Origin of the sequence: Bacillus sp. cl96 (assembly GCF_900100505.1) — a bacterium.
Lineage (GTDB): Bacteria > Bacillota > Bacilli > Bacillales > Bacillaceae_G > Bacillus_A > Bacillus_A cereus.
Map to the genome: position 1 here is coordinate 199,235 of NZ_FNDM01000007.1, position 25,319 is coordinate 224,553.

The following is a 25,319-nucleotide window of genomic DNA, read 5'->3' on the forward strand; positions in this document are numbered from 1 at the left end:
CTGCCACGCTTTTTTATTTTTTCTTAATTTCCTCATATTTCGCATACCACTCAGGATATAACTTTTTAAATGATACAGGGCGGAACCCTTCTTTTTTCGCACAAATATTCGTTGTGCTTGCAGTAATACACAGTTCACCATCCCCATTATATATTTCATATCCATATACAACGCGAAGTGGGCTCACAGTATCTACCCATGTTTTTACGATTGCTTTTTCTCCGTAACGCATCGCTTTACGGTATGAAATTTGTAAATCTAACACAGGAGAAATAATTCCTTCTTTCTCCATTTCAACATATGAAAAACCTAAATCTTGTATAAGTTTCGTGCGACCTAGCTCAAGCCACACTAAGTAGTTTGAATGGTAAACAACACCCATTTGATCTGTTTCTGCATAACGGATTTCAACTTCATGTTCTGCTACAAACATATGTATTCGCCGTTGCCATAAACTTATAAAAATCTATAAATTTTGTTTATTTCCCTGTTCTACGTGTCCGATTTCACAGAAGCTACTTTCGTTTGATGTAACACTCCGAGGGCGTAAATTCGGATACAACGAATCCTACATATTAGCCGTAACTTTTTTAGATGTTAACTGGCTAATTCATACCGTGACAAATTGATAGCCGCATTTAAATCCCTATCCATTTCGTGACCACAAGTGCATTTGTATACACGGTCAGAAAGTTTTAGTTCTTTGTTAATGCTTCCACAACTGGAACACATTTTTGAAGAAGGATACCATGTATCAGCTTCTACAAATTCAATACCATATTTTTCACACTTGTATTGAATTTGTCTTTTGAACTCATATAAACACTGCTTCGCAATCGCTTTAGCTAGATATCTATTCTTCATCAGACCTTTCATATGCAACGTCTCCATCACAATGCGAAATGGCTTGGTTTTCACAATTTCGCTCGTGGATTGATGAAGATGATTCTTTCTGATATTTGATAACCGTCTATGTAGTTGTCGTATCTCTTTCTCGATTTTTATAATGTTGCTTGTTTTGACAAAACGGTTTCCCTCCTTATTCATTTCATATTTACGAGAAACTTGACGTTGCAACCTACGAAGGCGTTTCTCTACCTGTCTTACCATTTTTGTTTTGTTGATATTGTTCTTCCTCTGCCCATCAGAACAATATGCTAATTCTTTGATTCCAATATCTATTCCTAACGAAACAGCCGTTAACTTCTCTTTTGTAAACTCCTGTTCAATACCGACAGACAAATACCAATACTTACCGTCAAAGCTAACGCGTGGATTAGAGTACTTAACCCCTACAGGTAACTTTTCGGATGTTTTTACCCAACCAACTTTCTCAATCAAAACTTGTTTTTCTTTTACTTTTAACTTGACATTATCATTGTAAAAAGAGAGTTTTGCTTTCCTTCTGCTTTTGAATCGTGGTTTATCAGCCAGTCCCTTGAAAAATCGCTTATATGCTTCACAAGCATCTTTAATCGCTTGTTTGGCTATATTATTTGAAACATCGTACAACCAAGCATATTCTTCAGTCTGCTTTAATACAGTTAATTCTTTCCGTAAAAAAACGTCTGATATGAACTTTCCGCCATTCTTGTAATTCTCTTCTTGCTTCGCCAGTGTCCAATTATAAGCCCATCTTGCCGTACCAACAGATTTCCAAAGTTGCAATTCTTGTCCTTTATTCGGCTTGATTCTCACTTTCTTCGCAAGCATCATTTTCCAGCAACCCCTTAACCATCTTCTTAGCTTATTTTCCCTTGAAGATGGCAACTAGTTTGTTCTATCCTACCTGCCTTTTTTTGCAAAATCACCAATTGAATATACTTTCATATTTTTCATCCCATGAAACTACTTTACTCCGGCGACAATTTTTCATCTACAAATATTTTATCACTAATTATATATTTTTGTAGATATACACTAACTGTTTCTTCCCTTCTTTCACTTCTGCTACCTTGCATACATTTAATCATAATACAGTGACATCAAAAATAAAATAAAAATAGTGAATCTTTTCCCGAAAGGAGCCAGCATATGATTCAAATTGTAACGGTTCGTAGTGGTGATAGCGTATATAGCTTGGCATCAAAATATGGATCAACACCTGACGAAATAGTAAAAGACAATGGATTAAATCCAGCTGAAACGCTCGTTGTTGGTCAGGCACTTATCGTTAATACGAAAGGGAATAATTATTATGTACAGCCTGGTGACAGCCTATATCGAATTTCTCAAACATATAATGTCCCCCTCGCTAGTTTAGCTAAAGTTAATAATTTATCTTTAAAATCTATTCTCCATGTCGGACAACAATTATATGTACCAAAAGGTACAAAACGGGCTGTAGAATCCATTGCTTATTTACAGCCTTCAACTATACCGATTAAAGAGAGTTTAGTTAATGCTACACGTGCCATCAATCCATTTTTAACATACTTAGCTTATTTTAGTTTTGAGGCAAAAAGAGATGGCACATTAAAAGAACCTACTGAAACAGCTAAAATCGCTAATATTGCAACGCAAGGTAAAACAATCCCTATGCTCGTTATTACAAATATTGAAAATGGTAATTTCAGTGCCGATCTAACATCGGTTATTTTACGCGACGCAACGATTCAAAACAAATTTATTACAAACATTTTGCAAACAGCTGAGAAATATGGCATGCGAGACATTCATTTCGATTTCGAGAGTGTAGCACCTGAAGACCGCGAAGCGTATAATCGTTTTTTACGAAATGTAAAAACACGCTTACCTAGCGGGTACACATTGAGCACAACTCTCGTACCGAAAACAAGTTCAAATCAAAAGGGAAAATTTTTCGAAGCTCACGATTATAAAGCGCAAGGGCAAATTGTTGATTTCGTCGTCATTATGACATATGACTGGGGATGGCAGGGCGGGCCACCGATGGCGATTTCTCCTATCGGTCCGGTGAAAGAAGTACTTCAATATGCAAAATCTCAAATGCCTCCCCAAAAAATTATGATGGGGCAAAATTTATACGGGTTTGATTGGAAGCTTCCATTTAAACAAGGAAATCCACCCGCAAAAGCAATTAGCTCTGTCGCAGCTGTTGCACTAGCTCGTAAATATAATGTCCCTATTCGTTATGATTTCACAGCCCAAGCTCCTCATTTTAATTATTTTGATGAAAACGGCGTGCAACACGAAGTTTGGTTTGAAGATTCACGGTCTGTTCAAAGTAAATTCAATTTAATGAAAGAACAAGGTATAGGTGGTATTAGTTACTGGAAAATCGGTTTACCATTCCCACAAAATTGGCGTTTACTTGTTGAAAACTTTACGATTACGAAAAAGGGCTGACAAAAGTCAGCCCTTTTTGTACATTTTGTTAAGATTCATCTTTGATTTCACTTTTTAATGAGTCAATACTTTCTAAACGTCTTTGATTTTTTGCTTCAATAGCAGCACGATCTTTTTCATTAGAAAGTTCCGCTGTTTCTTTTGCTTCATTAAAGTTATCAACTGTATTTTGCACCATTTCTTGTAACTTTTCAGCGTTGTCACTTCGATTATCTGGATTTGGCATGTACTTCCCTCCTAATATTGTATATACACACCATCTTAAATTACCTATCTTTCCTCAAATTTATACATAAAAAAGGAGAATGTAATATTCTCCTTTTCTTTAACCATTATCAACAATCGGTTGTTTACCTGTTTGATCTTGCATTTGCTTTCCTTTATTTCCACCAGCTTTTTTTGATTGTGTTCCAATATGATTCGGTGCAAAGTCTTTTGAATTTTTTTTCGGATTACCCATTACTATCGCCTCCTTAACACTAGTATCGTACTAGTGTTAAGAATTATTCAGCTTGCTTAAAAAGTTTCATTTCATAACGTTTTTCAATGCGCTCTTCAATGCGATCAATTGCCTCACGATCGCTTAATAATTGTTGTTTATTTTCATTTACAAGTTCTTCAAACGATTTACGGCGACTTCTTCTCATGTTGTTCACCCTCTCTCCTTCGCTTTCTTATTACATAGTATGAGCAAACAAAAAACTCTTTAATCAGATTTGCAAGAAAATTTTATGTTTTAGTACTCCTAAAAAAACTCCGTGTACAATATATTGCACACGGAGTTTTTCATACCATAATATTTAAATACTCTTTCAACTTTTCATCTGCATTCATTTCATTTTCTTTATAATCATGAAGCGCCTGTAATACAAAATCATACTGTTCTAAAATATAACTTTCTAATCTCATAACATCCTCTAAGCTATTAAGCATAATTCTCGTATTACCAACTTCACTTTTTAACGCTGGTTCACATTTTAAGCTTGTACATATTTCTTTCACATCTTCTTCTAATATCTCTGTTAATACATATTTCTTTCGCCCTTTTACCTTTACTCTCATAACTGGATAAAAAGCTTTTATATCTAAATAACTTCCTACGTTCATACAACGTAGCCATTCTACATTCCGTTTATTACATGCAAGTATTTCTTTCACCGCTTCATATACCGCAGTTTCATCAAGCATAGCCTTATTTACTTTTCGTTTCCCTTCTTCTTCAATAGCTACACACTTTTGATAAACAGCAGCACACGTAATGCAATCGTCAAATGCATTATGAGAGCTTAAACGAATTCCAAGCATTCGTTTTAACGTTTCAAGTTTATGATTAGGCGCATGCTTCATGTATTTCTTCGCTAAAAATACAGTATCAATTACTTTATTTTTAGGTTCAGGCAACCCAAGCATATTTACATTACTTTTCAAAAAGCGCATATCAAAAGAAGCATTATGGGCCACAATAACATTTGTATGTAAAAATGCTAAAAATAAAGGTAACACTTCTTCAATCGTCGGTGCATCTGAAACGCGATAATTAGTAATACCTGTTAAACTCGTTATTCGGTCCGGAATTGGCCGCTCTGGATTCACGTATGAAACAAATTGATCTACTAATTCATGATTACGATATTTCACTGCTGCAACTTGAATAATTTTATCATTATAAGGGTTAAATCCTGTTGTTTCAAAATCAATTACAACATAATCTAACGGTAAGGATACATTCCCCACTCCATACACTCCTTTATCTCTAAACGGTTATATTTCTTACATCATATCATGAAGTGATTACTACTTGAAAAAGAAAAGGCAGAAATGGGAACTCTCCACCTCTACCTTTTCACCATTATTTTAATTTAGCAACTCTTTTCTCCATCTCTTTTTGTGTCATCGGCCCAATAAACTTATCTTGAATGACACCTTTTGTATCTATAAAATACGAAGTTGGAATCGTAATTACTTTATACGCTGTTGTCACATCAATGTTCTTGTCCAATAAAACAGGAAAAGTAATTCCTTTTTCTTTAATAAAATTGCTTACCTTCTCTTCCCCCCCACCTTTTTCTGAAGGCGTATAATTGACCGCTAAAATTTCTACGTTCTCTTTATGTTCTTTATAGAAAGCCTCCATATCAGGCATTTCTTGTTGGCAAGGTCCACACCACGTTGCCCAAAAGTTTAAAATCACTTTCTTTCCTTTTAAATCTGATAGCTTTACATTCGTTCCATCTAACTTCGTTAATTCGAAGTCTGGCGCACTCTTCCCTATTTCAATACCATTCCTTGCGATAATCTCTTTCATCGCAGCTTCACTTTTTTCTTGCTTCACTTTTACCGCCTGCTCTTTATTACCAAACTGTTCATAAGCTGCATATCCCGCTAAACAAAGTAACACTACAATAATCGTAAGCTTCCGCCACATTTTATATCACCCTAACGTATTATCTTCTTTTAACACATTCATCAAAATACTATATACCTTATTTTAGCTTATACGGACAAGCTTGGAAATATTCAGAGTCGAAATAATTAGAATATTCTCATTTGAAGTGTAATCTTTTCCTTTTTATCATATAATTAGAAAAACAGATGAAGTGTTGTTTATCTTCTTATGGGCCCATTCACCTTTTTACTTTCGTAGTTATATAAACTTCAACAAAAGGGGGATTTTTTATGAATTCATTCGAAAAAATAACATTATATATTCTTAGTTTTCTTTTATACCCAATCGGTATTATTACATGGATCATTTCACTCTTTAGTAACGATCTTGAAAAAAAGAAAGTAGGGCGTATTTGTCTTTACATCTCTCTAATCTCATTCGTCCTTTTCTTAATCCTTGGAATTGCAACTTTCCTTATGACTGCTACTTTTAACGTAGATCTAAATCATTCAGAATCTATCCAATATCAAATAAATGATGTTGAATAAAGATAAGGGCACTGCTCTTATCTTTATTCACATCTCTTTCAAAATGAATGACTATTTATTAATTTTTCAGGACTTCCACATGCAACAATACTTCCTTCTCTCATTATGACAACACGATCCGCTAGTATCACTTTCTCTACATCATGTGTTGCCACAATTCTCGTTACATCTATTCCCAGTCCTTCAATCATATTCCAAACAGTTTCTTGATTACTCGGATCTAACCCCGCAGTCGGTTCATCTAAAATAATAAGATTCGGATTTGAACCAATTGCTCGTAATAATGCAAGACGTTTTCTTTCGCCTCCTGAAAACTCTTCACCGCTTTTATGTAGCACAGTTTGACTCCCTTCAGGTAACCCTCTAATAATCGGCGTTACATTTATAAGTTCACTATTTTTTTCTAACTGATTTTCTAAACACTCTTCCCCGAAATACATATTCTCTGTTACCGTCGTTCGGAAAAAACGTGGTTCTTGCCAAACTGTAGTCATACGAGCTTCATTACCATAATAAGCAATGCTACCGTTAGATGGTTTATACAAGCCCGTTATTAACTTTAAAAGCGTTGTTTTTCCTGCACCGCTTTCTCCCGCAATAATAACGAGTTCACCAGGACGAATTTGCAAATCAATATTATGAATTCTGCATTTCTCTTCGTCATTCTCCTGAAATGAAACATTTGTTATCCTGATACCCATCGCTCTTTCTACATTGTTATCTGCTGCTCGTTTATTTAAAAAGCAAAAAGTTCTATTTGCCGAAGCGACTGCAACTTGTGTCATTATTAATAAATCGCCCACATAACGGACAGGGAAAAAGAGCATCTCAATTGTCGCTAACACTGCAATGAGTGAACCAACTTCTATTTCTCCCCTCATTATTTTTTGTGCACCTATAATGAGAACAAGGATATATGCTCCTGTTTCAATCACCGTTCCAACTACTCCAATACAATGTTGCATCATCGTCTTCTTTACTTCCGATTTATACGATTGTGCCGTTACTCTTTTAAATAAGCGAATTGCCCATTTTTCTTTTTGTAAACTCCGCAAATCTTGTATCCCCTTTACAAACTGTGACACCATCTCTACAACACTTGAGTGATTTTTTTGAGCAACGCTTGCAATATCTCTTACCTTTTCTCCCATCAGTATTGGAACAATTGTACTTAAAAATAAAAACGGAGTTACCCACAATATAAACTGTATATCTATATGTTGTAGTGCTATGAAAGCTCCAATAAATTGGGCAATAGCATGTATATATTCTATTAATATAGAGCCATATAATCTGACCCAGTTCGGAATATCAGACACGACCAAAGTTTCTAACTCTCCTTGCTTAATCTTCTCACTCTCTTCAAACGGTAATGAGAAATAGTGACGCAATAATTCTATACGTTTCGTTTGTAATATACGTTGACTCGCTTTTGAACTTATATAATCAAATAAAAGATTGTTCGCCCACATTAAAAAGCGACTACCCGCAAACAAAGCTATATATAAATACGCACCTTTTAGCTCTCTTTGAATAAGATTGTCTACAATTAATCCCATGAAAATTGGGCGTGATAAGTTTAAAATGGCAGCAATTATCCCACTACATACAGCTGCTATTACTAATATTTTCTCTTGTCGTAACGGCAACAATATTCTTTTATACTCTGTCATGACGTTTCCTCCATTTTTATAGTAAAAAGAAAGGGATGAAACCAAATGGTTTCATCCCTTTCCATAAAATAAGGAAGCTAACTATTGTTAGCTTCCTTATTGTTCATTTCAATTATTTAGTTCGACACTTTTGATTCTTCAATTTTCTCACGAAGAACCATTTGCAGAATACCACCGTGACGGTAGTAATCAATTTCAACTTCACTATCGAAACGAGCTACTACTTCAAATTGTTTTTCGTTGCCATCTAAATCAGTTGCAACTACTTTTACAAGATCACGTGGTCTAACTGATTTGTCGATTTGAATTTCAAATGACTCGTTACCAACAAGACCTAACGTTTCAGCACTTTCGCCATCTTTAAATTGAAGTGGTAATACACCCATTAACACTAAGTTACTGCGGTGAATACGTTCGAAGCTTTCTGCGATTACTGCTTTAATACCTAATAAGTTAGTACCTTTCGCAGCCCAGTCACGAGAACTTCCCATACCATAATCTTTACCAGCAACAACTAGAAGACCTGTGCCATCTTCTTTATATTTCATAGCAGCATCATAGATTGATGTTACTTCACCAGTCGGCCAGTATGTTGTATATCCGCCTTCTGTTCCTGGTGCAATTTGGTTTTTAATACGGATGTTCGCGAATGTACCACGCATCATAACTTCATGGTTACCACGACGAGAACCGTAAGAGTTAAAGTCAACTGGTTGTACGCCGTTTTCTAATAAGTAACGTCCAGCTGGTGTGTGCTTACCGATTGAACCTGCTGGTGAAATGTGGTCTGTCGTTACAGAGTCACCAAATTTACCAACTACACGTAAGCCTGATAACGTTTCAACTTCACCTGGTTCTTTAGATAAACCTTCAAAGAATGGTGGGTTTTGAATGTATGTTGAATCATTATCCCAAGTATATAAAGCTTCGTTTGAAGTTTGGATTTCATTCCAACGCTCATTGCTGTTAAATACTTGTGCATATTCTTTCTTGAACAGTTCAGATGTAACAACGCTTTGAACTACATCTTCAATTTCTTTAGCTGATGGCCAAATATCGTTGAAGTAAACAGCATTGCCATTTGCATCTTTACCGATTTCATCATTTTTCAGGTCAATATCAACAGTACCTGCAAGTGCATATGCCACAACAAGTGGTGGTGATGCTAAGTAGTTTGCTTTTACAAGTGGATGAATACGACCTTCAAAGTTACGGTTACCAGATAAAACAGATGTTACTAGTAAGTCGTTTGCTGCGATTGCTTCTTCTAATTCTGGCGCTAATGGACCAGAGTTACCGATACAAGTCGTACAGCCGTAACCAACTGTTTGGAAACCTAATTGATCTAAATATGTTGTTAAACCAGACTTATCTAAGTACTCTGTAACAACTTTAGATCCTGGTGCTAATGATGTTTTTACATACTCAGGTACTACAAGTCCTTTTTCAATTGCTTTCTTCGCAACTAGACCTGCTCCAATTAATACGTATGGGTTTGATGTATTTGTACAGCTTGTAATTGCTGCGATTGCAATTGCACCTGTTTTCATCGTTACTTCTTTATCTTCTAATGTAACCTTCACTTCTTTATCGAACTCTTGCTCATTAAATCCAAGTCCTTGTGTTCCAACTGGTGCTACAACAGCTTTGTGGAACGCATCTTTCATATCTGAAAGTGGAATTAAATCTTGTGGGCGTTTCGGTCCAGAAAGGTTAGATTCAATTGTATTTAAATCAATTTCAACAAGATCAGTATAGATTGGATCTTTACTGTCTGCTGTATAGAATAAACCGTTCGCTTTACAGTATTCTTCAACAACGCGAATTTGTTCTTCATCTCTACCTGTTAAACGTAAGTATTCTAATGAAATATCATCGATTGGGAAGAATCCACAAGTTGCGCCGTATTCTGGTGCCATATTTGAAATTGTTGCACGGTCAGCTAAAGGCATGCTCTTTAGTCCATTACCGAAGAACTCAACAAATTTACCAACTACACCTTTTTGACGTAATACTTGTGTTACTTTTAATGCAACGTCTGTCGCTGTAGTACCACTTGGAAGTGTACCAGTTAATTTCACACCGATTACTTCAGGTACTGGGAAGTATGAAGGCTGTCCAAGCATTCCTGCTTCTGCTTCAATACCACCAACGCCCCATCCAAGAACGCCGATACCGTTAATCATTGTTGTATGTGAGTCTGTTCCAACTAATGAATCTGGGTATGCAACTAAGTCACCTTCAGCATTTTTCACAGCATGAACAACTGGTGCTAAATATTCAAGGTTTACTTGGTGTACAATACCTGTAGCTGGTGGAACCGCACGGTAGTTATCAAATGATTTTTGTGCCCAGCTTAAAAATTTATAACGTTCTTCATTACGTTTAAACTCTAAGTCCATGTTGAATGCAAGCGCGTCTGCCGTACCCGCTCTATCAACCTGTACAGAGTGGTCAATTACAAGGTCTACAGTAATTTCAGGATTAATTTTGTCAGGATCTCCGCCCATGTCTGCCATTGCTTTACGAAGCGAAGCCAAATCAACAACAGCTGGAACACCAGTGAAATCTTGTAAAATTACACGAGATGGTTTAAATGGAACATCGATATCTTGAACATCTTTCGTTCCCCATTTCGCTAAATTTGTAACATGCTCTTCTGTGATTACACGTCCGTCTACTTGACGAAGTACTGATTCAAGTAAAACTTTCACGGAATATGGTAATTGAGATACGTTGCCAACCCCTGCATTTTCAAGCGCTTTCAAATCATAATAATGATACGTTTTTCCATCTACTTCAAAAGTTGCACGTGATTGAAATGGATTATGTTTGACCATTATGTTTCCCCCCTGTTAAACGTGACTAAGTTGTCTGAATATAAAATGTAGACAAACTTTTCAATACCTTACGATAATATCTTATTACAACTTTCTAAATAAGTAAATAATAAGAAACTTATAGATTATCATAAGTTTTCTTTATGTTTCTAAATTTGAATAGCTTTCATACTCCTTATGAATACTATTATCATAAAGTAAAGTGCTCTATCAGCGGTTTACTTACAGTTCATACATACTATGAACTGCTCATCATTCAACATACAAAAAATGTTATAGAGGTGAAATAAAATGGGTAAAAGAAAAGCAAATCATACTATTTCAGGAATGAATGCTGCATCTGCACAAGGACAAGGAACTGGTTACAATGAAGAATTTGCAAACGAGCCTTTAACTCCAGCAGAGCGACAAAATAATAAGAAACGTAAAAAGAACCAGTAAAGAAAAATCCCAAAAGGTCTATTTTCCTTTTGGGATTTTTTCTAATGTTTATAACGTAGTAATTCCGAAACCGTTACAAATCGATAGCCCTGCTTTTTCAGCTCAGGTAAAATTTTTGCTAGTGCCGCTACCGTTTGACTACGATCATTTCCTCCATCATGTAACAATACAATATCGCCACTTTTAGCATTTTTCACTACATGATTTACAATGGATTCAACCCCTGGATTTGCCCAATCACGTGGATCTTGATGCCACGACCATAGAACAGTTTGATAACCAGCTTCTTTCGCTGTTTTAAATACAGCGTCGTTAATATATCCGCCAGGAGGACGGAATAACAAAGGTTCTTTCACCCATTTTTCAAAAAATTTCTTTCCATCTAAAATATCATTTTCTAATTTTTCATCTGATGAATTACTCGCATACAAATGATTCATCGTATGATTTCCAATTTCATGTCCCTCTTTTAACACTTGTTTCACTAAATATGGATTGCGCTGAACTCGAAATCCAATCATAAAAAATGTCGCTTCAGCCTTATATTGACGTAATAAATCTAAAACTTGTGGTGTATACGTTGGATCTGGTCCATCATCAAATGTAATTGCAATAATTTTTTCATTATTAGGTACTTCCCATGTTACATAACCAGTTGGTTCTAACTCTTTTCTAAGCAACATTTTCGCTTCCACTTTTTCCACTTGAAATATATGTACTGCACATAGCAAAGAAAAAACTAATAGAAAAATTTTCTGTTTTAGCATAACGTTTACTAAAGCAGCAAGGTTGTCGAATAAACAACAACCTCATTTACTTTTCTAATCGATCTACATTTCGCATTATATTTTGGAGATTATTTTCATATTGCTCAAGTTGTGGACGTTGTGTTTCTGAAGCTACCTCTAGTGCATTTTGAATTTGTTCATACGCTTCCTGAACCTCTTGGCGTAATTCTTTTAAATCATGACCGTAGTTTGGATCATTTTTTACAATGTTGTTAAATGCATTTTCTGCTTGTGTAACACCTTGCTGAGCTGCTTGAAACGCTTGTTGTTTATCTTTATGATATGGCATTATATAATCCCCTTTCCATAATAGTTAGTCCCATTTATCTTTACCTTTTTTTCTAAAAACATTCTCGTATAAATTTGCAAACTTCTCTCATTCTAAAGAGGAAGAGGAGGTGTCACATACAATGGGAAAAAACAATCGTGAAGCGAAAGAAAAAAAAGGACAACCTGAACCATTAAGCGGATCTCATAAAGTAAAAAACCGTAACCATTCACGCCAAAAACATCATGCGCATCATGATATGTAAAACAAAAAGTGCACACTAGCTATCTTTTCCACATACAATGTTTATATTTTTCCATTTATTCTTCACCCCTAATTCATTCATGCATAACATAGTATGAATTGAGATTTTACGGAGGGTGTCTTACATGGGCAAGAAAAAGAAGGATTGTCTTTTTCATGTTGATGGTTTCGAAGAATGGATGGATCAATTTTGTTCTGACTCTTGTAGTAACTTTAGTTTCCCAAATCAAATTCATATTGATCTTTGCGAAACGGAACAAGAATACATTTTGGAAACAGATGTACCAAATGTAACTGAACAAAATGTAGTCATTAAAAAGATGAAGACAGGCCTAACCATTTGCATACTTCATAATAATATTTCTTTACAGCGGATCATTCCTTTACCCGATAATATTATTTATAAGAAGATGCTAGCCTGCTTAGAAAATGGATATTTAGCCATTCATATTTCCAAAAATGAAGTTGCTGATAAGCATGAAAAGAAAGTTCTTTTTTCAAATTAAGAGTTAATATAATACACACTAAGCCCCAGTTGGTTACTGGGGCTTATGTTATTTCGCATGCATTTCTATATTAGAATTTCTATCATATCTTTTTTTCGATAAACCTTTTGTAACTAAAAGCACAGGAAATGCCACAGTTGAAAATATAGCTAGTGCTGAAAATACTGCAAACCCATTTTGGTACCCGTAGTAATCGAGAAGTACTCCTCCAAACCACGGACCTATTACTGCTCCAATTCCCGAGAAACCCATCGCACCGAAGTATGTTCCTTTTAGATGCGCAACAGCAATATCATCAATAAATACATCCGTCATCGAAAACATTAAGACTTCTCCAATTGTAAAAATAATTGTACAAACGGCAGCACCTAGCATAGATTCTACTATTCCAAAGCCAAATAATCCCCCGCTCACAAATAAAGTCCCAACCATAATGGATGTTAACGGTGTATACTTTTTGCACATTTGAATAACAGGGTATTGGATAATCACTACAACAATTGCATTTAAAGCGAGCATATATGAGAATAGCTTCACCCCATCCTCAAATATATGTGCATTTGCAAAATATTGAGATACTGTCGTCGTTAAATGTGAAAAACCGCAATTACTCAAAATAATACCGACTAAAGCAACTAAAAATACTATATCTTTTCGCAATATACGCATTGCATTTAACATTGTAACAGGTTTTTCTGTACTCACTTTCTTTTTTTCCATTGGATACTTCTTAAATTGGAACGCTAATATAGCTGTATATAGAATATATACCCCAGCTGCTACTAAAAAAGGAATTGTTGATTTTGCACTTCCAATCTGTAATCCAACAATTGGTCCAATAGCAACTCCAACATTTATTGCACCGTATCGTAAGTTATAGACGAGTAACCGATACTCAGGCTTTGTTAAATCTGATAATAATGCTCTTGATGTTGGCTCAAAAAACGACCTACATAATCCATTTAAAGCGTTTAATAAAAAGAAACTTAAAACATGATCCGCAAGTGAAAAACCTATAAACACAAAAATCCAAACGATCATGGACCAGAGCATAATTGTTTTCCGGCCAAATCGATCTGATAAATTCCCTCCGATAAAACTAGCAAAAACACCAACAAGTGCACTCGTTCCGATAATAGCACCAGTCATTCCAGCTGATACACCTTTAACAGTCGTTAAATAAATCGCTAAAAAAGGGATACTCATTGAAGTTGCAAACCTAGCAAACAATGTCCCTAAAATAATACTCATTCCAAGCGGATGAATATGCTGTAGCTTCCCCTTCATCGTTAAACCTACTCTCTCTATTTTCACAAAAAAAAGAAAGCAAAGGATCTGCTTTCTTTTCCTTTTTCTATACTTGAGCTGTTGATACCCGAGTTGTTCTCGTTATGTCCATATCAATTCCATATGTGAACTGTAATTCTTTACACACATCTTTAATTAAGATTGCGACATTATACTTTTCATTAAATTGTAAAACTATGTTTTCTACTTCTTCATATGTATACTTATATTCCCCTGTAATGACACTTTTTAGATCAAAGCATTCGTTAATACAAAGTTGTACAAGTAGCTGGTCATATTTCTCTATTACATCTTCTTTCTTCCAAAGTAACTCTTTTACATATAACCGATCAAACTTCACACTTTCTCGATTACAATCCGTTAAAATCCGGGTCATTTCATTTAATTCTCGATATAATTCAGAAATATTTCTGCTTAAACTAAGCAGTTTATCTACGCCGTTTTCATATAACATATTCATTCCACCCCCGCATTTTCTTTTTCTTATTATAGCAAGAAAATTCTAAAAATAGTTTCTTTCTTCTGAAATATTAGGAAACTAATTTCAATTGCTTTACAATGAAACTAGTTAATGCGAGAGGAGAAAGAAAATTGGAGCACAAATTATATTACACTGACGCTTATAAGCAAGACTTTACTACTAAAATTATAAAGCAAGATTATGATAAAGACGGTAACTTATACGTTGTTTTGAATGAAACAGCATTTTATCCGACAGGTGGCGGACAACCATATGATACTGGTACATTAAATGATATCAATGTAATCAATGTAGAAGAGATAAACGGAGAAATTCGTCACTACATTGCAGAACAATTACATACAGAAGACGTAGAAGGTAAAATCAATTGGGAGCGCCGTTTTGATCATATGCAACAACATGCAGCTCAGCACATTTTATCTGCTGCTTTTTGGGACCATTTTAACATGCCTACAATTGGATTCCATCTTGGTAAAGAAACAGTAACAATTGATTTAGAAACAGAAAATCTTCATGCAGAAACGGTTGAAAAAGCAATACAAATTGCAAACAAAATTGTTTTTGAAAACCATCCAATCCGCATCCAGTGGATGAACTTAGAAGAAGCGAAAAGGTTGCCCCTTCGTAAAGAACCGACTATGACAGAAAATATACGCGTTGTTATGATCGAAAACTTTGACTACAACGGCTGTGGTGGAACGCATCCGAAACGAACTGGTGAAGTTGGTCCTATTCAAGTACTAGGATGGGAGCGCAATAAAGGTGGTATACGCTTAACGTTTATCGCTGGTTGGCGTACACTTAAATTAATGGAACAACAGCAACAAATTATGAAAAATGTTTCTAAACAATTAAACAGTAGCGAAACTGATATTCCAGCAAAAGTGGCGCAACTGCTTACTTCTCAAAAAGAAAACGAAAAAACAATACAAACAATGAATGAAAAATTATTATTTGCAGAGGCAAATGAACTACTTCAACACCCTACGGAAATACATGCCGGCATACTTATTTCTAAAGTATTTACAAATCGTTCTATGCAAGAAATCGCAAAGCTTTCCGCTATTATTACAGAACAACAAGAGCATGCAATTACGTATTTCGTCATCGAAAATGATGACAAACTACAATGTATTCTCGCTTGCGGAAAATCAGTATCGCTCGATATGAATGCTCTTTTAAAAGATGCTCTTCCTACAATCGAAGGAAAAGGTGGCGGAAATAAAAAGAGTGCCCGCGGTGGCGGGAAAGCAATTATGAGTGGAGATGAATTTTTAAATCAGCTTGTTTCTTCTTTACAGTCAGCAGTTTAAAACATGTTATGAAGGATAGCGAAAGGCTATCCTTCCCCTATATTTACAGACCTATATTTTGTTTCAAACCTTGATAACTCCCTGCATTTACAAAACCTTCACTTATAAGATTGATAAAAGTTTCCGAAAAACCATAATGACTTAAATCTTTAATCGGCACCATTTGCACATCATGAATTGGATTATGATCAAACTCGTTAGAAGGTAGCATAATTTCACCTTCAATCCTTTTAAGCAAAAACGTTATATGTAATAAAGACGGGCGAGTATCTGGTTTATCACAAACATAGAGTAGCTTCTGAATGTTAACTTCTAACCCTGTCTCTTCTCTCATTTCTCGAATCATTGCTTCCTCTAACGTTTCGCCATTCTCCACTCTTCCTCCAGGTAAAGACCAATTCCTATTAGCAACTTTTTGCTTTACTAGCAATAATTTTTCACCTTCAATTAAAATTCCCGTAACACGAACTTGCATTACATTTTCCATATGTAATCTCCTCTTCCCATTATATTTACAAATTAACCCTTCCATAAAAAGAACATACGTTTTATAATTAAAGAAAATTATGGAAGAAAGTAGTTGTTACATTCATGCGTCCACCTTTAACAAAGTCTATACAACTTGAAGATTTCCAAAACTATTATTGGTTAAAAGCAGAACTCCAAACATTTTGTCGTGAGAATAGGTTGCCAGCTAGTGGCTCTAAGATCGAGATAACCGAGCGTATCTCACATTATTTAACTACTGGTAAAATATTAAAAAACAGCTCTGTTCAAAAGGTGAGTAAAGCTTCCCTATCCTATAAAGACCTTTCTCTTCAAACGATTATTACTAACAATCACCGCTGTAGCGAAGAGGTTCGTGCTTTTTTCAAAGAAAAAATCGGAGCAAACTTCCGCTTTACAGTAGCTCTTCAAAAGTTTTTTAAAGACAATGTTGGAAAAACATATGAAGACGCGGTAGCTTTTTGGCATGAAGAAAACAAACGAAAAAAAGACCCTGCATACAAAACAACTATCGGTGCACAATTTGAATACAATCGCTTTACTCGTGACTTTTTCGAAGATCCAAATAATAAAGGGAAAGCAAAAGCTGATGCGATTGCTGCTTGGAACGAAATGAAAGCGAAACCTGGTAGTAATGTTTATGTTCCTCAAAAAGTAGAAAACTAGTTCCTACTTATCAAGACCAAATTTGTAAAAAACGTTTTAAAATGCCTCCCCAAACATATTATATATGTCTAATATGTTTGGGGATTTCTATCATTAAACCGGAAAAGAATGATTTGTGCCCAATTTAATATATATAAATGTAATTTATTTAATTGAAGTATGATTTTAATTAGAATCACTTCAAAAGGTGTACCTTTTGGGAATGTGAAAAGGAACAGAAAATGGATGATGAAATTCTTAAGTATAAAGAGTTGTGAGACCAAGGAATTATTACTGAAGAAAAGTTTCAAGCAAAGAAAAAACAATTATTAGGTATATAGAAAGCGCTCAGTTGAGCGTTTTTTTATAATCAGGTGATTTAATTTCATATGTATTTCTGTAAAAACTTTTTCCTTACTTAAAAACGGACACCCTAAGGTGCCCTTCTGTGAATTGAACCAGTTTAATTCTGATTTAGTCTTATTTTTAATTCGTTTTGATATTTATCAATTAAACCAAGTTCATTCATGAACTTAATAAATTCACCATTTAATTCAGGGGACATATTTTTAATGATTTCATGTGTCGCGGAAGTACATAAAGCTCTCGCCATACCTGCAAAATGACTTGAGTTTTCCGTACCCCTTATTGGTTTAAAAGAAAAAGGCTTATTAATTATATCATCATTATTTAATCCGTTTAAAGATTCGTAACCATGAGCTTCTAAAGATAAAATTTCATAGTATTTATATATTTGTTCGTCATTTAACCTACTCACCAGCATTTTAATAGATGTTGGCCCTTTAAACAACGAATACCATTTTGGTTCGTACGTGTTATTGAATTTTTTATTTTGTATTTCTTTAGTAAATTTCCATTGATTAAGGATTTTATTAAAAATTGGTGATTTCAAAAGCTGATCTATCTTAACGATTTTATTTTTAAATTCTTCTTCTGGCATCGAAACATGTTTAGGGGGATTTTCAAGCATATTATTGTATACTATCTTTTGATTTATTATATACCCTACATAATAACTGATTGCTCTATCTTTAATAAATCTTTTATGCTGAGTAATGTATTTTAAGGAAAGATAAGTTTCAAGTGCAGAACGTATCATAACTATTGAAGGGCTTTTTAATTGATGGTCAGCTAAAACGAAATTCCCGTCAATTTGTTCGATTAGTTTTCTATAAATACTTAAAATTATTTTTTGTTCAACTGTTAAATTTTTGCGTTCTTCTAATTTTTTCATTAAATCTAAACTAAAATCTATACTTTTACTTAAATTGATTAATTGTTTATCCATGTCTCCTTAATCCTCGCTTAACATTGTTATTTTTTTTGCCTATTTTAGTGTATTTTAGATTAGCTATAATGTAGCCCATTTAAATGTGAAAAATTTATAGAAATTACATTCCATCCATTTATGTCCATTTTAGCATATTCTGTTGAAAGTAAATAAGAAAAAACCGCCTAAGGTGCCTTCCTCCGACTTGAACCATCGTTTCCGTGCCCAGCCGACCTAAAAAGTAAAACTAAGTTCATGTTTTTTTATAATTAGTAAAATAGACAGTTAAATATTACCCGTTGTATCAGTACATACACATGATACAACGGGTTTTTATGGGTCTAACATTTTCTTAGTTTTGTAAAACTCGTTTTCACTAAATGAGCATTAAATATGTTTTAAAATTTGTACCTTCTGATATGGTATAAAAATAATTTTATGGCAATTGAATTTATTTCTTTTTTCATATTAATATTTTTACAAAGAAAAATTTGCACATTGTTGACAGGAAAGGTCTTGTTTTTTATCGGTTATCCCGTTCATTGAATTAATGGATAATTAAGGGCTATAAATTTATCTTGGTTAAATGCGCATTAATCCTACCTTAAATATAGTTTCATAATTTATAAAAAAGTTGTAAACTAATGGAAAGCGTGAAATTAATATGGATATACAAATATGCATATTAGTGAAGAGTTTTAATAAATGAAGAAGAGGGGATTTTTCAATTGGTAAAAACAGCAAATAGTGCATACGATAATTTTATTAAAAATTCTGTGGACTTGGATAGCGAACAAACTGGAATTGCTAGAAATAGTAGAGATTGGTTGTATGGAAATTTGAAAAATTTCCCTAAAGTTATTGAAAATTTTCCAAAGCTTTATGCAGGGAAAGAAATTATTGGTTTTGGATCTTTTAGAAGAAGAACAAAAATACGTCCACTTGATGATATCGATCTTATGCTAGTTTTTACAGGTGAAGGAACGACGTATACGGAATACGCAGATAAAATAGTATTAAACGTCCCGGGGGATGCAGATAAGTTAAGGAAGTTAGTTAATGATGATGGTACACTAAATTCAATTAGAGTAATAGAAAAGATTAAAAGCAGTTTATCAATAATTCCACAATACAAAAAAGCAGAAATTCATAGAAGACAAGAAGCGACAACTTTAGAGCTCTCAACTTATGATTGGGTTTTTGATATTGTACCAGCTTTTATTACTTCAGAGAATGCTTATGGAAAAAGTTATTATATTATACCAGATGGTAGTGGAAACTGGAAAAAAACTGATCCCAGAATTGATAATGAAAGAGCGACTGAAACGAACCAAAAATATGATGGGAATGTATTAGGTCTTATTCGAGTTATAAAGTACTGGAACACTAACTGTTCTAAAAAAATATCTTCTTACTTAATGGAAAATATTGTTTTGGATTATTTTCAAAATAAATTTTATTGGAACGGCATGAAACAAGAGCTAAGAGGATTTTTCGAATACTTAAAAACCTCTATATACAATAGTCATTATGATCCCAAAGGGATACAAGGAGATCTAAATACATTAGATTATACTACTAAGCTTTCCATTAGTAACCAAGCTAGTGGATGCTTTGAAAACATAGATTTGGCTATACGGCATGAGAGTTTAGGACAACATAAAGAAGCTATAGAGTGTTGGAAAAAAGTTTTTGGTGATGAGTTCCCATCACATGAGGATTAGGACGGTGTAAGGGTGTTAGAGAAGCAAAACAGTGAAGAAAATATAGAGCTCTTGAGAGCAATGAGATATTGCTATAACAAGTCAAAAATATTTTATGCGGTAAGAATATGTATTAGTATACTTATTCCAATACTCTCAATAAGTATTTATTTATTTAATCGTGGGAGCACTGGAACATCTAATGCTGGTGTCTGGTTCTCAGTAATAGGTTCCATATGGTTGTTAATTGCTTATCAAATCGAGAAGCTAGAAGGTGGCTATATCGAAAAAGGAGCTAAGATACAAGAAAAATTTGATATTAACCTATTTAATATAAGGTGGAACAATGTGCTTGTAGGTAATCAAATTTCTCCTGAGGACATTAGGGATTTTTCATCTAAATTTAAAGGAGATGAAGAAAAACTAAAAAACTGGTATGGAGGATTATCTTCAAAACACTTCTATGTTAATGTAATTTTAGCTCAACGAAGTAATTTGATGTGGGCAATTTCATTGAAACGTAATTTTTCAATTTTATTATTTACAGTTTCCGGGTTATATCTATTTTTAACTATTGTATTTGGATTTTTTGTAAATATGTCAATGCAAGAATATATCATAAAAATATTATTACCTTCGATGTCTATATTAATTTATGGTTTTAAAACGTCTGATGAATTGAAGAAGCAATCCAACAAATTAGAGGCATTAGGCAATAGTATTATTAGCAAATTTGATACAGGGAATTTATCGGAGATTAATGCAAGTGCTTGTAGAGAATATCAAGATGCAATTTTTATTTATAATAGAATAAGGTCAATATTAATACCCGAATGGTTATATTGGTTAAGACAACAGAAAGATGATGAAAAAATGATTCAAATAAATATAAGATTAACTAAAAGGTCCAACCAGCTCTAAATTTTTTAGATATGTATTTTTAAAAGTGGTTTTTACCAGTGAATTACGTTCTTAATCATTTTATTTTTGAGTCTTCTGGAATAGGTAAGGTTTTATTTTCGAGGCGGACATATCATTATTGCAAAAAGAACTTGTAGAAATCTTTACAAGTTCTTTTTTAAATTATCTAAAAAAGTTAAAATAAACTATCTCATAATTTGAATCGGAGCAAACACTCTAACCACGGATTGATTTTATTATATATCAAATCTTAACATATGAATTTTTACATTTGGAAAAGTATAACAAACAAATGTATCAAATCCCTAAAAACTTTATTACTCCTAACTTTATTCAAATTCTTTATTAATTTCTACAAAAATTATTCTATCCTCACATATGTCTATATACATCCGCATAAGCCATCTTCAATTGCTCACGCAATTGTTTTTTCTCTTCTTCTAATCTCTTAATCTTTCGTTTCAAGGAAGCAATGATCGCATCTTTATTGTTTTCATTTCTCTCCCGCTTCATCTGTTTTGGAGTGCGATCTTGAGCTTGTTGTTGACGTAATGATTCAATTCGATTACGGAGTTCCTGGTTGTTATATAGTGTAGCCTTGGCCACACCAGCCTCGCTTGCTACACTGTTAAAATTGATGTTTTGATTAGCTCGCAAGAGCCTTCGAATAGCGTCATCAACTTTTTGAGTGGTGCCTGCCTTTCTTGATGCATGGATTGCTTTCAGTTGTTCTCTACGATTATAATTAGTCATTTTTCCACACCTGACTTTCTTTTCATCCTTTCTTGCCTTCCGAAAATAACATTACCCTCACGGATATTTATTAAAATGTCATGATAACGTTGTAGATTTCTCTCTTGTTTTTCCACCACATCGTCCCTACCGTGCTGTTTTGCAACTTCAATGGATTTAGATGTTGTTTTTACATGAAGCATATATTTTTGTATATCATATTCTGAGAAACCGATTGCCAAGTCCTTACACGGACTTCCACTATTACATGTAAGACAAGGAGGTGCTTCCATATGAGGGCAACTCCCTTTCAATCGAGCGTGACACGTCCCATACGGATTGTCCATAGCATTCAACTTATGATTCTGCCAAAGAGTATGCAAAATATCCTTTGGAATATCTTCACCCGCTTTCACTTCTTGCACCTCTCCATTTAAATCAAAACTAAACACACCTTGGCTGATAACTGATTCAAATGCTTTTCGCTTTGTATCGTCCAACAGCTTGGCATATTGCAAGGTCATTTCAGGCGACGCATGTGCTAAAAGCTCCTGTACAGTTAGAATATCTGCGCCACCATTTAACATTTTGATAGCGTAGGTATGACGGAATTGGTGAGCTTTGAAGTGAAATATCTTTCCAGTTTCATCTACAATTTTCTTCTTGTGAGCCAGAATATTCAAAAATTTATTGAAAGATTGTTGTTCATAAGGTTTTCCTTTTCGAGCACCCAGATAATGAACAAAAATATAACCCTCAGGGTTATTCTCTTGGTTACTGTTCTCTTTAGAACGTTGAATGAGAACAGCCAAGATGCCCGCTAATTCTTCATCAATTGGAATTCGATGTCCTTGTACATAGGTTTTTTCGATATCTGTTACAATGGAGTATTTTCCATTCAATCGTTCCAAACAATTAGATGTGAGTCCCAACACATCTGAAATCCGTAATCCAGTTTTATAAGCCACCCATACAACAGGGATAACCTCCCTATGTAAATCGTTTATATGTGTAAAGAGTTGTTCTAATACAAAGTCAGGAATATAATTAATTTGATCAAAAGATTTCTTTTTACGTTTCGGTTTATCTTCTGGAAAAAGTAACAATCTTACATGGGTTTCAGGAGCAATATCGTATTCATATCGTTGGATGTCTTCCAAAAACTTTCCTAAATAGTTCAGTGTCCCTGATATATAGTTTTCAGCGTTAGAATTTTTCCGATTTAAATTATTTCTAGCGTATTCATTTAAGCATTGAATGTACTGTTCCATATGTGAACGTTTTAATCCTTTTAAATTTGTCCATGAAGGTTCTAAAGAGAGTATAAGAGATATGAATCTTGGTAAATGTGATAGATATATTTGCGCTGTCCCCCACGCAAGACTCTTATTAATTAAGCGGTGTTTGATATACCGTTTAATAGATTGGCGTATATTCACTTGTTCAAATTTATTGAAATCAATAAAGTACCCAGCCCTACTTTTGTTATAGGGAATTCCATACTTGTTATGTAACTCCCGCACATCCCATCTATCTTTCTCCCATTCTTCACGGATGTCTGTCATCTTAAATAAATTGGAATAAATCGTTCGTAAAAAAACTGCTAAGGATGTTTTATGAGTGTAAACACCATACGTTACAACCAATTTCTTTTGTTGTGTTGGAAGACCATGCTTTTCTAACCAGAAGCACCACTCCCGTTCAGCTTGCTCAATATCTAAGTTAAGAAGTGAATGGAGATTAGGGTATTTCTCGTTGAGAAATGAAGTTAATTTTTGTAGATACGTTGCATATCCAGCAAATAAGCTACCTATTCTCCATTCTTCCTTAAATAATTTGTGAAACCACACATATTTTAGTTCTAAGTTAACAGTAGCACTATTAAATTGAAATCGCACATGCTGTCTTCCACTATGTTCCTTCACCAACTTTTGAAATTGAGGGATTGTTTCCAAAAAACTAGTATGCCAAATATCATGGATCAAAAAATAGGGATTTTTTACATATTGAGTGGTAATGGATCCATCTTTTTCTATAAGATTTAATGGATAACTGGACAGCTCTTGTTGCAACCGCTCGTGAAAGTCAAATTGCTCGTCCTCCATTTGATAAATTTGTTTCATTTTCTCCCACCGTTCTATTGTTGAATTCGAAATACATCCTGCGCTTTTTCCCAATCCTTACGGATATCTTCCTCAGATGGATGAAGATACAGACTCATGGTTGTTTGGATATGGGAATGCCCTAAACGCTCTTGCACCTGTTTGATATCCTTTGTCTCTTGATAGTACATTGTCGCATGTGTATGACGAAATAGGTGAGGATGTATGTTAAGCCCTGTTTTTTTTCGTAATCGTTTAAATAAAGATTCTACATCCCCATATGTCATCGGTTTTCCCATGTTCTTACCACGTAGTTTGACGAACACAAATTGGGCTTCAACATCCAATTCGTCAATAATTTCGTACAAGTAGTCGTCATATAGATCCATAAGGTTTTGTGACACAAAGATTTCCCGTGCACCTGTTTTCAGTTTTGCACCATTCTTCAATTCTCCACGATCCCTCAAACGAATACGATGTCCTTTTTTATGATTAAACTTGAAATCCTCCAAAAATAAAGAAAGAACTTCTCCAATCCTTAATCCTGTCTCAAACAAAAGTTGAATTAGGAAAGTGTCCCGTATATTCGTTGTTGCCGTTAAAACTTGTTGCACCTGTTCTTTCGTGAGTGTTTTCACTCTCTTACGAGGTTCCTTTAACTTCAATACATTCTGTATAGATGGTTTATCCTTATTAATGTGATGAAGGAAACTCTTGTACCGCTTTCCCCCACCTATAAACCCTTGACGCATCAATTTCCCATACATATCATGGGGCAATTCTTCGTTTCTATACAAATAATCATAGAAATTTATGATGGCAGTGACCGTAAGGTTTACTGTCTTTTCTGTTCTCTTTGCCCTCACAGGTCGAAGGGAAATTGTCTTGCTGCTCTCATACGGGCTCCGCAGCCATCCCACAAATTCTACCAAATCCTCTAATTTTATATCCTTATAATCTTTTTCTGTTTCTTGTAAGTACAGAAAATAATGTTTTAATGCATAGCAGTACGTCTTTTGTGTATTATTACTTTTCCCTGTAACATCCAAATACTTAAGATACTTCAATACAGCAATTACAGGAATGCCTTCATTATCTATTAACATGTATCTCTTTCTCTCTTCTATAATTACCTCTTGTACACGAATAAACATCCACTCCTCAAACCATTTTGACAATTGGGCTATAGACTTCACTACGCCTCCTGTTGTGGTTTTCCTCCTAACTAATAAGAGTAAAATTTCGTTAGTTACATTATATACATAATAGACAATC

The 25,319-nt window shown here is 34.3% G+C and carries 27 protein-coding genes; 9 read left to right on the top strand and 18 right to left on the bottom strand.

The window, feature by feature from the left end:
- Window positions 1–13: 13 nt before the first annotated feature.
- Window positions 14–433 carry an acyl-CoA thioesterase gene (locus tag BLT20_RS17325; protein WP_000495812.1) on the bottom strand — a complete coding sequence of 140 codons (420 nt, stop codon included), beginning with the start codon at window positions 431–433 and terminating at the stop codon, window positions 14–16.
- Window positions 434–597: 164 nt separating this feature from the next.
- Complete coding sequence (locus tag BLT20_RS17330) at window positions 598–1,716, bottom strand: RNA-guided endonuclease InsQ/TnpB family protein (protein WP_000978856.1); 1,119 nt, start codon at window positions 1,714–1,716, stop codon at window positions 598–600.
- A 318-nt stretch (window positions 1,717–2,034) separates the two neighbouring features.
- Here BLT20_RS17330 and BLT20_RS17335 point away from each other — a divergent pair, with 318 nt between their 5' ends.
- Window positions 2,035–3,327, top strand: coding sequence for a glycoside hydrolase family 18 protein (locus BLT20_RS17335; RefSeq protein ID WP_000614855.1), 1,293 nt, complete (start codon window positions 2,035–2,037; stop codon window positions 3,325–3,327).
- Window positions 3,328–3,355: 28 nt separating this feature from the next.
- On the opposite strand, the gene tlp is transcribed toward BLT20_RS17335, so the two are convergent.
- From tlp to BLT20_RS17360, 5 genes are all read right to left on the bottom strand, one after another.
- Window positions 3,356–3,553: a small acid-soluble spore protein Tlp gene (gene tlp, locus BLT20_RS17340; protein ID WP_001133511.1), complete on the bottom strand. Its 198-nt coding sequence runs from the start codon at window positions 3,551–3,553 to the stop codon at window positions 3,356–3,358.
- A gap of 99 nt (window positions 3,554–3,652) precedes the next feature.
- Window positions 3,653–3,787 carry an acid-soluble spore protein SspN gene (sspN, locus tag BLT20_RS17345; RefSeq protein WP_000527987.1) on the bottom strand — a complete coding sequence of 45 codons (135 nt, stop codon included), beginning with the start codon at window positions 3,785–3,787 and terminating at the stop codon, window positions 3,653–3,655.
- Window positions 3,788–3,830: 43 nt separating this feature from the next.
- Window positions 3,831–3,974, bottom strand: coding sequence for an FbpB family small basic protein (locus tag BLT20_RS17350; RefSeq protein ID WP_001254703.1), 144 nt, complete (start codon window positions 3,972–3,974; stop codon window positions 3,831–3,833).
- A gap of 139 nt (window positions 3,975–4,113) precedes the next feature.
- Window positions 4,114–5,061 (bottom strand): 3'-5' exonuclease, encoded by a 948-nt coding sequence (locus BLT20_RS17355; protein WP_000528764.1) that lies wholly within the window; start codon window positions 5,059–5,061, stop codon window positions 4,114–4,116.
- A gap of 115 nt (window positions 5,062–5,176) precedes the next feature.
- Window positions 5,177–5,752, bottom strand: a complete 576-nt coding sequence (locus BLT20_RS17360) for a redoxin domain-containing protein (RefSeq protein WP_000269085.1) — start codon at window positions 5,750–5,752, stop codon at window positions 5,177–5,179.
- Between the two features lie 251 nt (window positions 5,753–6,003).
- Between BLT20_RS17360 and BLT20_RS17365 the strand changes: the two genes are divergently transcribed.
- Window positions 6,004–6,261: a hypothetical protein gene (locus tag BLT20_RS17365; RefSeq protein ID WP_001083874.1), complete on the top strand. Its 258-nt coding sequence runs from the start codon at window positions 6,004–6,006 to the stop codon at window positions 6,259–6,261.
- Window positions 6,262–6,299: 38 nt separating this feature from the next.
- Here the strand turns inward: BLT20_RS17365 and BLT20_RS17370 are convergent, their stop codons facing one another.
- Both BLT20_RS17370 and acnA read right to left on the bottom strand, forming a co-directional pair.
- Complete coding sequence (locus BLT20_RS17370) at window positions 6,300–7,934, bottom strand: ABC transporter ATP-binding protein (protein ID WP_000141520.1); 1,635 nt, start codon at window positions 7,932–7,934, stop codon at window positions 6,300–6,302.
- Between the two features lie 116 nt (window positions 7,935–8,050).
- On the bottom strand, window positions 8,051–10,774 hold the full coding sequence (acnA, locus tag BLT20_RS17375) for an aconitate hydratase AcnA (RefSeq protein ID WP_000238564.1): 2,724 nt from the start codon (window positions 10,772–10,774) through the stop codon (window positions 8,051–8,053).
- A gap of 291 nt (window positions 10,775–11,065) precedes the next feature.
- Here acnA and sspO point away from each other — a divergent pair, with 291 nt between their 5' ends.
- Window positions 11,066–11,215 carry an acid-soluble spore protein SspO gene (sspO, locus tag BLT20_RS17380; protein WP_000518057.1) on the top strand — a complete coding sequence of 50 codons (150 nt, stop codon included), beginning with the start codon at window positions 11,066–11,068 and terminating at the stop codon, window positions 11,213–11,215.
- Between the two features lie 41 nt (window positions 11,216–11,256).
- Here sspO and pdaB read toward each other — a convergent pair whose 3' ends face one another.
- Together pdaB and BLT20_RS17390 are read right to left on the bottom strand one after the other, a co-directional pair.
- Entirely contained in the window at window positions 11,257–11,982 is a 726-nt protein-coding gene (gene pdaB, locus BLT20_RS17385; RefSeq protein ID WP_061665781.1) for a polysaccharide deacetylase family sporulation protein PdaB, read from the bottom strand.
- Between the two features lie 46 nt (window positions 11,983–12,028).
- The gene (locus BLT20_RS17390; protein WP_001146296.1) at window positions 12,029–12,292 is read right to left on the bottom strand and encodes a hypothetical protein; all 264 of its coding nucleotides are present in this window, start codon (window positions 12,290–12,292) and stop codon (window positions 12,029–12,031) included.
- Between the two features lie 121 nt (window positions 12,293–12,413).
- On the opposite strand from BLT20_RS17390, the gene BLT20_RS17395 reads away from it, so the two are divergent.
- Together BLT20_RS17395 and BLT20_RS17400 are read left to right on the top strand one after the other, a co-directional pair.
- A complete protein-coding gene (locus BLT20_RS17395) occupies window positions 12,414–12,536 on the top strand; it encodes a small acid-soluble spore protein P (protein ID WP_000517649.1) in 123 nt (40 codons plus the stop codon).
- A gap of 124 nt (window positions 12,537–12,660) precedes the next feature.
- Window positions 12,661–13,041 (top strand): Hsp20/alpha crystallin family protein, encoded by a 381-nt coding sequence (locus BLT20_RS17400; RefSeq protein ID WP_000516748.1) that lies wholly within the window; start codon window positions 12,661–12,663, stop codon window positions 13,039–13,041.
- Window positions 13,042–13,089: 48 nt separating this feature from the next.
- Here BLT20_RS17400 and BLT20_RS17405 read toward each other — a convergent pair whose 3' ends face one another.
- Window positions 13,090–14,328 carry an MDR family MFS transporter gene (locus BLT20_RS17405; RefSeq protein ID WP_000676812.1) on the bottom strand — a complete coding sequence of 413 codons (1,239 nt, stop codon included), beginning with the start codon at window positions 14,326–14,328 and terminating at the stop codon, window positions 13,090–13,092.
- A 67-nt stretch (window positions 14,329–14,395) separates the two neighbouring features.
- Complete coding sequence (locus BLT20_RS17410; RefSeq protein WP_000965149.1) at window positions 14,396–14,803, bottom strand: hypothetical protein; 408 nt, start codon at window positions 14,801–14,803, stop codon at window positions 14,396–14,398.
- Window positions 14,804–14,940: 137 nt separating this feature from the next.
- On the opposite strand from BLT20_RS17410, the gene BLT20_RS17415 reads away from it, so the two are divergent.
- Window positions 14,941–16,143 (top strand): serine-tRNA(Ala) deacylase AlaX, encoded by a 1,203-nt coding sequence (locus tag BLT20_RS17415; RefSeq protein WP_000400372.1) that lies wholly within the window; start codon window positions 14,941–14,943, stop codon window positions 16,141–16,143.
- Between the two features lie 43 nt (window positions 16,144–16,186).
- Here BLT20_RS17415 and BLT20_RS17420 read toward each other — a convergent pair whose 3' ends face one another.
- Complete coding sequence (locus BLT20_RS17420) at window positions 16,187–16,630, bottom strand: NUDIX hydrolase (RefSeq protein WP_000432584.1); 444 nt, start codon at window positions 16,628–16,630, stop codon at window positions 16,187–16,189.
- A gap of 104 nt (window positions 16,631–16,734) precedes the next feature.
- Between BLT20_RS17420 and BLT20_RS17425 the strand changes: the two genes are divergently transcribed.
- Window positions 16,735–17,316: a DUF6434 domain-containing protein gene (locus tag BLT20_RS17425; protein WP_001247726.1), complete on the top strand. Its 582-nt coding sequence runs from the start codon at window positions 16,735–16,737 to the stop codon at window positions 17,314–17,316.
- Window positions 17,317–17,758: 442 nt separating this feature from the next.
- Here BLT20_RS17425 and BLT20_RS17430 read toward each other — a convergent pair whose 3' ends face one another.
- Entirely contained in the window at window positions 17,759–18,604 is an 846-nt protein-coding gene (locus tag BLT20_RS17430; RefSeq protein ID WP_073339671.1) for a DUF5677 domain-containing protein, read from the bottom strand.
- Between the two features lie 710 nt (window positions 18,605–19,314).
- Here BLT20_RS17430 and BLT20_RS17435 point away from each other — a divergent pair.
- Entirely contained in the window at window positions 19,315–20,310 is a 996-nt protein-coding gene (locus tag BLT20_RS17435) for a nucleotidyltransferase family protein (protein ID WP_073339673.1), read from the top strand.
- A gap of 12 nt (window positions 20,311–20,322) precedes the next feature.
- Complete coding sequence (locus BLT20_RS17440; protein ID WP_073339676.1) at window positions 20,323–21,210, top strand: S-4TM family putative pore-forming effector; 888 nt, start codon at window positions 20,323–20,325, stop codon at window positions 21,208–21,210.
- Between the two features lie 372 nt (window positions 21,211–21,582).
- Here the strand turns inward: BLT20_RS17440 and BLT20_RS17445 are convergent, their stop codons facing one another.
- Genes BLT20_RS17445 through BLT20_RS17455 form a run of 3 tightly spaced genes read right to left on the bottom strand, consistent with a single transcriptional unit; the run spans window position 21,583 to window position 25,192 of the window.
- Entirely contained in the window at window positions 21,583–21,963 is a 381-nt protein-coding gene (locus tag BLT20_RS17445) for a DUF6262 family protein (RefSeq protein ID WP_073339679.1), read from the bottom strand.
- Window positions 21,960–24,065 carry a tyrosine-type recombinase/integrase gene (locus BLT20_RS17450; RefSeq protein WP_073339682.1) on the bottom strand — a complete coding sequence of 702 codons (2,106 nt, stop codon included), beginning with the start codon at window positions 24,063–24,065 and terminating at the stop codon, window positions 21,960–21,962. Before BLT20_RS17450 ends, BLT20_RS17445 begins: the two co-directional genes overlap by 4 nt.
- A gap of 14 nt (window positions 24,066–24,079) precedes the next feature.
- Window positions 24,080–25,192 (bottom strand): tyrosine-type recombinase/integrase, encoded by a 1,113-nt coding sequence (locus tag BLT20_RS17455; RefSeq protein WP_073339707.1) that lies wholly within the window; start codon window positions 25,190–25,192, stop codon window positions 24,080–24,082.
- Between the last annotated feature and the right edge of the window lie 127 nt (window positions 25,193–25,319).

What these genes read in the sequence shown, in the direction of transcription:
- BLT20_RS17325 (WP_000495812.1), bottom strand. Translation starts at nt 433, where the DNA reads ATGTTTGTAGCAGAACATGAAGTTGAAATCCGTTATGCAGAAACAGAT.
- BLT20_RS17330 (WP_000978856.1), bottom strand. Translation starts at nt 1,716, where the DNA reads ATGATGCTTGCGAAGAAAGTGAGAATCAAGCCGAATAAAGGACAAGAA.
- BLT20_RS17335 (WP_000614855.1), top strand. Translation starts at nt 2,035, where the DNA reads ATGATTCAAATTGTAACGGTTCGTAGTGGTGATAGCGTATATAGCTTG.
- tlp (WP_001133511.1), bottom strand. Translation starts at nt 3,553, where the DNA reads ATGCCAAATCCAGATAATCGAAGTGACAACGCTGAAAAGTTACAAGAA.
- sspN (WP_000527987.1), bottom strand. Translation starts at nt 3,787, where the DNA reads ATGGGTAATCCGAAAAAAAATTCAAAAGACTTTGCACCGAATCATATT.
- BLT20_RS17350 (WP_001254703.1), bottom strand. Translation starts at nt 3,974, where the DNA reads ATGAGAAGAAGTCGCCGTAAATCGTTTGAAGAACTTGTAAATGAAAAT.
- BLT20_RS17360 (WP_000269085.1), bottom strand. Translation starts at nt 5,752, where the DNA reads ATGTGGCGGAAGCTTACGATTATTGTAGTGTTACTTTGTTTAGCGGGA.
- BLT20_RS17365 (WP_001083874.1), top strand. Translation starts at nt 6,004, where the DNA reads ATGAATTCATTCGAAAAAATAACATTATATATTCTTAGTTTTCTTTTA.
- BLT20_RS17370 (WP_000141520.1), bottom strand. Translation starts at nt 7,934, where the DNA reads ATGACAGAGTATAAAAGAATATTGTTGCCGTTACGACAAGAGAAAATA.
- acnA (WP_000238564.1), bottom strand. Translation starts at nt 10,774, where the DNA reads ATGGTCAAACATAATCCATTTCAATCACGTGCAACTTTTGAAGTAGAT.
- sspO (WP_000518057.1), top strand. Translation starts at nt 11,066, where the DNA reads ATGGGTAAAAGAAAAGCAAATCATACTATTTCAGGAATGAATGCTGCA.
- pdaB (WP_061665781.1), bottom strand. Translation starts at nt 11,982, where the DNA reads ATGCTAAAACAGAAAATTTTTCTATTAGTTTTTTCTTTGCTATGTGCA.
- BLT20_RS17390 (WP_001146296.1), bottom strand. Translation starts at nt 12,292, where the DNA reads ATGCCATATCATAAAGATAAACAACAAGCGTTTCAAGCAGCTCAGCAA.
- BLT20_RS17395 (WP_000517649.1), top strand. Translation starts at nt 12,414, where the DNA reads ATGGGAAAAAACAATCGTGAAGCGAAAGAAAAAAAAGGACAACCTGAA.
- BLT20_RS17400 (WP_000516748.1), top strand. Translation starts at nt 12,661, where the DNA reads ATGGGCAAGAAAAAGAAGGATTGTCTTTTTCATGTTGATGGTTTCGAA.
- BLT20_RS17405 (WP_000676812.1), bottom strand. Translation starts at nt 14,328, where the DNA reads ATGAAGGGGAAGCTACAGCATATTCATCCGCTTGGAATGAGTATTATT.
- BLT20_RS17410 (WP_000965149.1), bottom strand. Translation starts at nt 14,803, where the DNA reads ATGTTATATGAAAACGGCGTAGATAAACTGCTTAGTTTAAGCAGAAAT.
- BLT20_RS17420 (WP_000432584.1), bottom strand. Translation starts at nt 16,630, where the DNA reads ATGGAAAATGTAATGCAAGTTCGTGTTACGGGAATTTTAATTGAAGGT.
- BLT20_RS17425 (WP_001247726.1), top strand. Translation starts at nt 16,735, where the DNA reads ATGCGTCCACCTTTAACAAAGTCTATACAACTTGAAGATTTCCAAAAC.
- BLT20_RS17430 (WP_073339671.1), bottom strand. Translation starts at nt 18,604, where the DNA reads ATGGATAAACAATTAATCAATTTAAGTAAAAGTATAGATTTTAGTTTA.
- BLT20_RS17445 (WP_073339679.1), bottom strand. Translation starts at nt 21,963, where the DNA reads ATGACTAATTATAATCGTAGAGAACAACTGAAAGCAATCCATGCATCA.
- BLT20_RS17450 (WP_073339682.1), bottom strand. Translation starts at nt 24,065, where the DNA reads ATGAAACAAATTTATCAAATGGAGGACGAGCAATTTGACTTTCACGAG.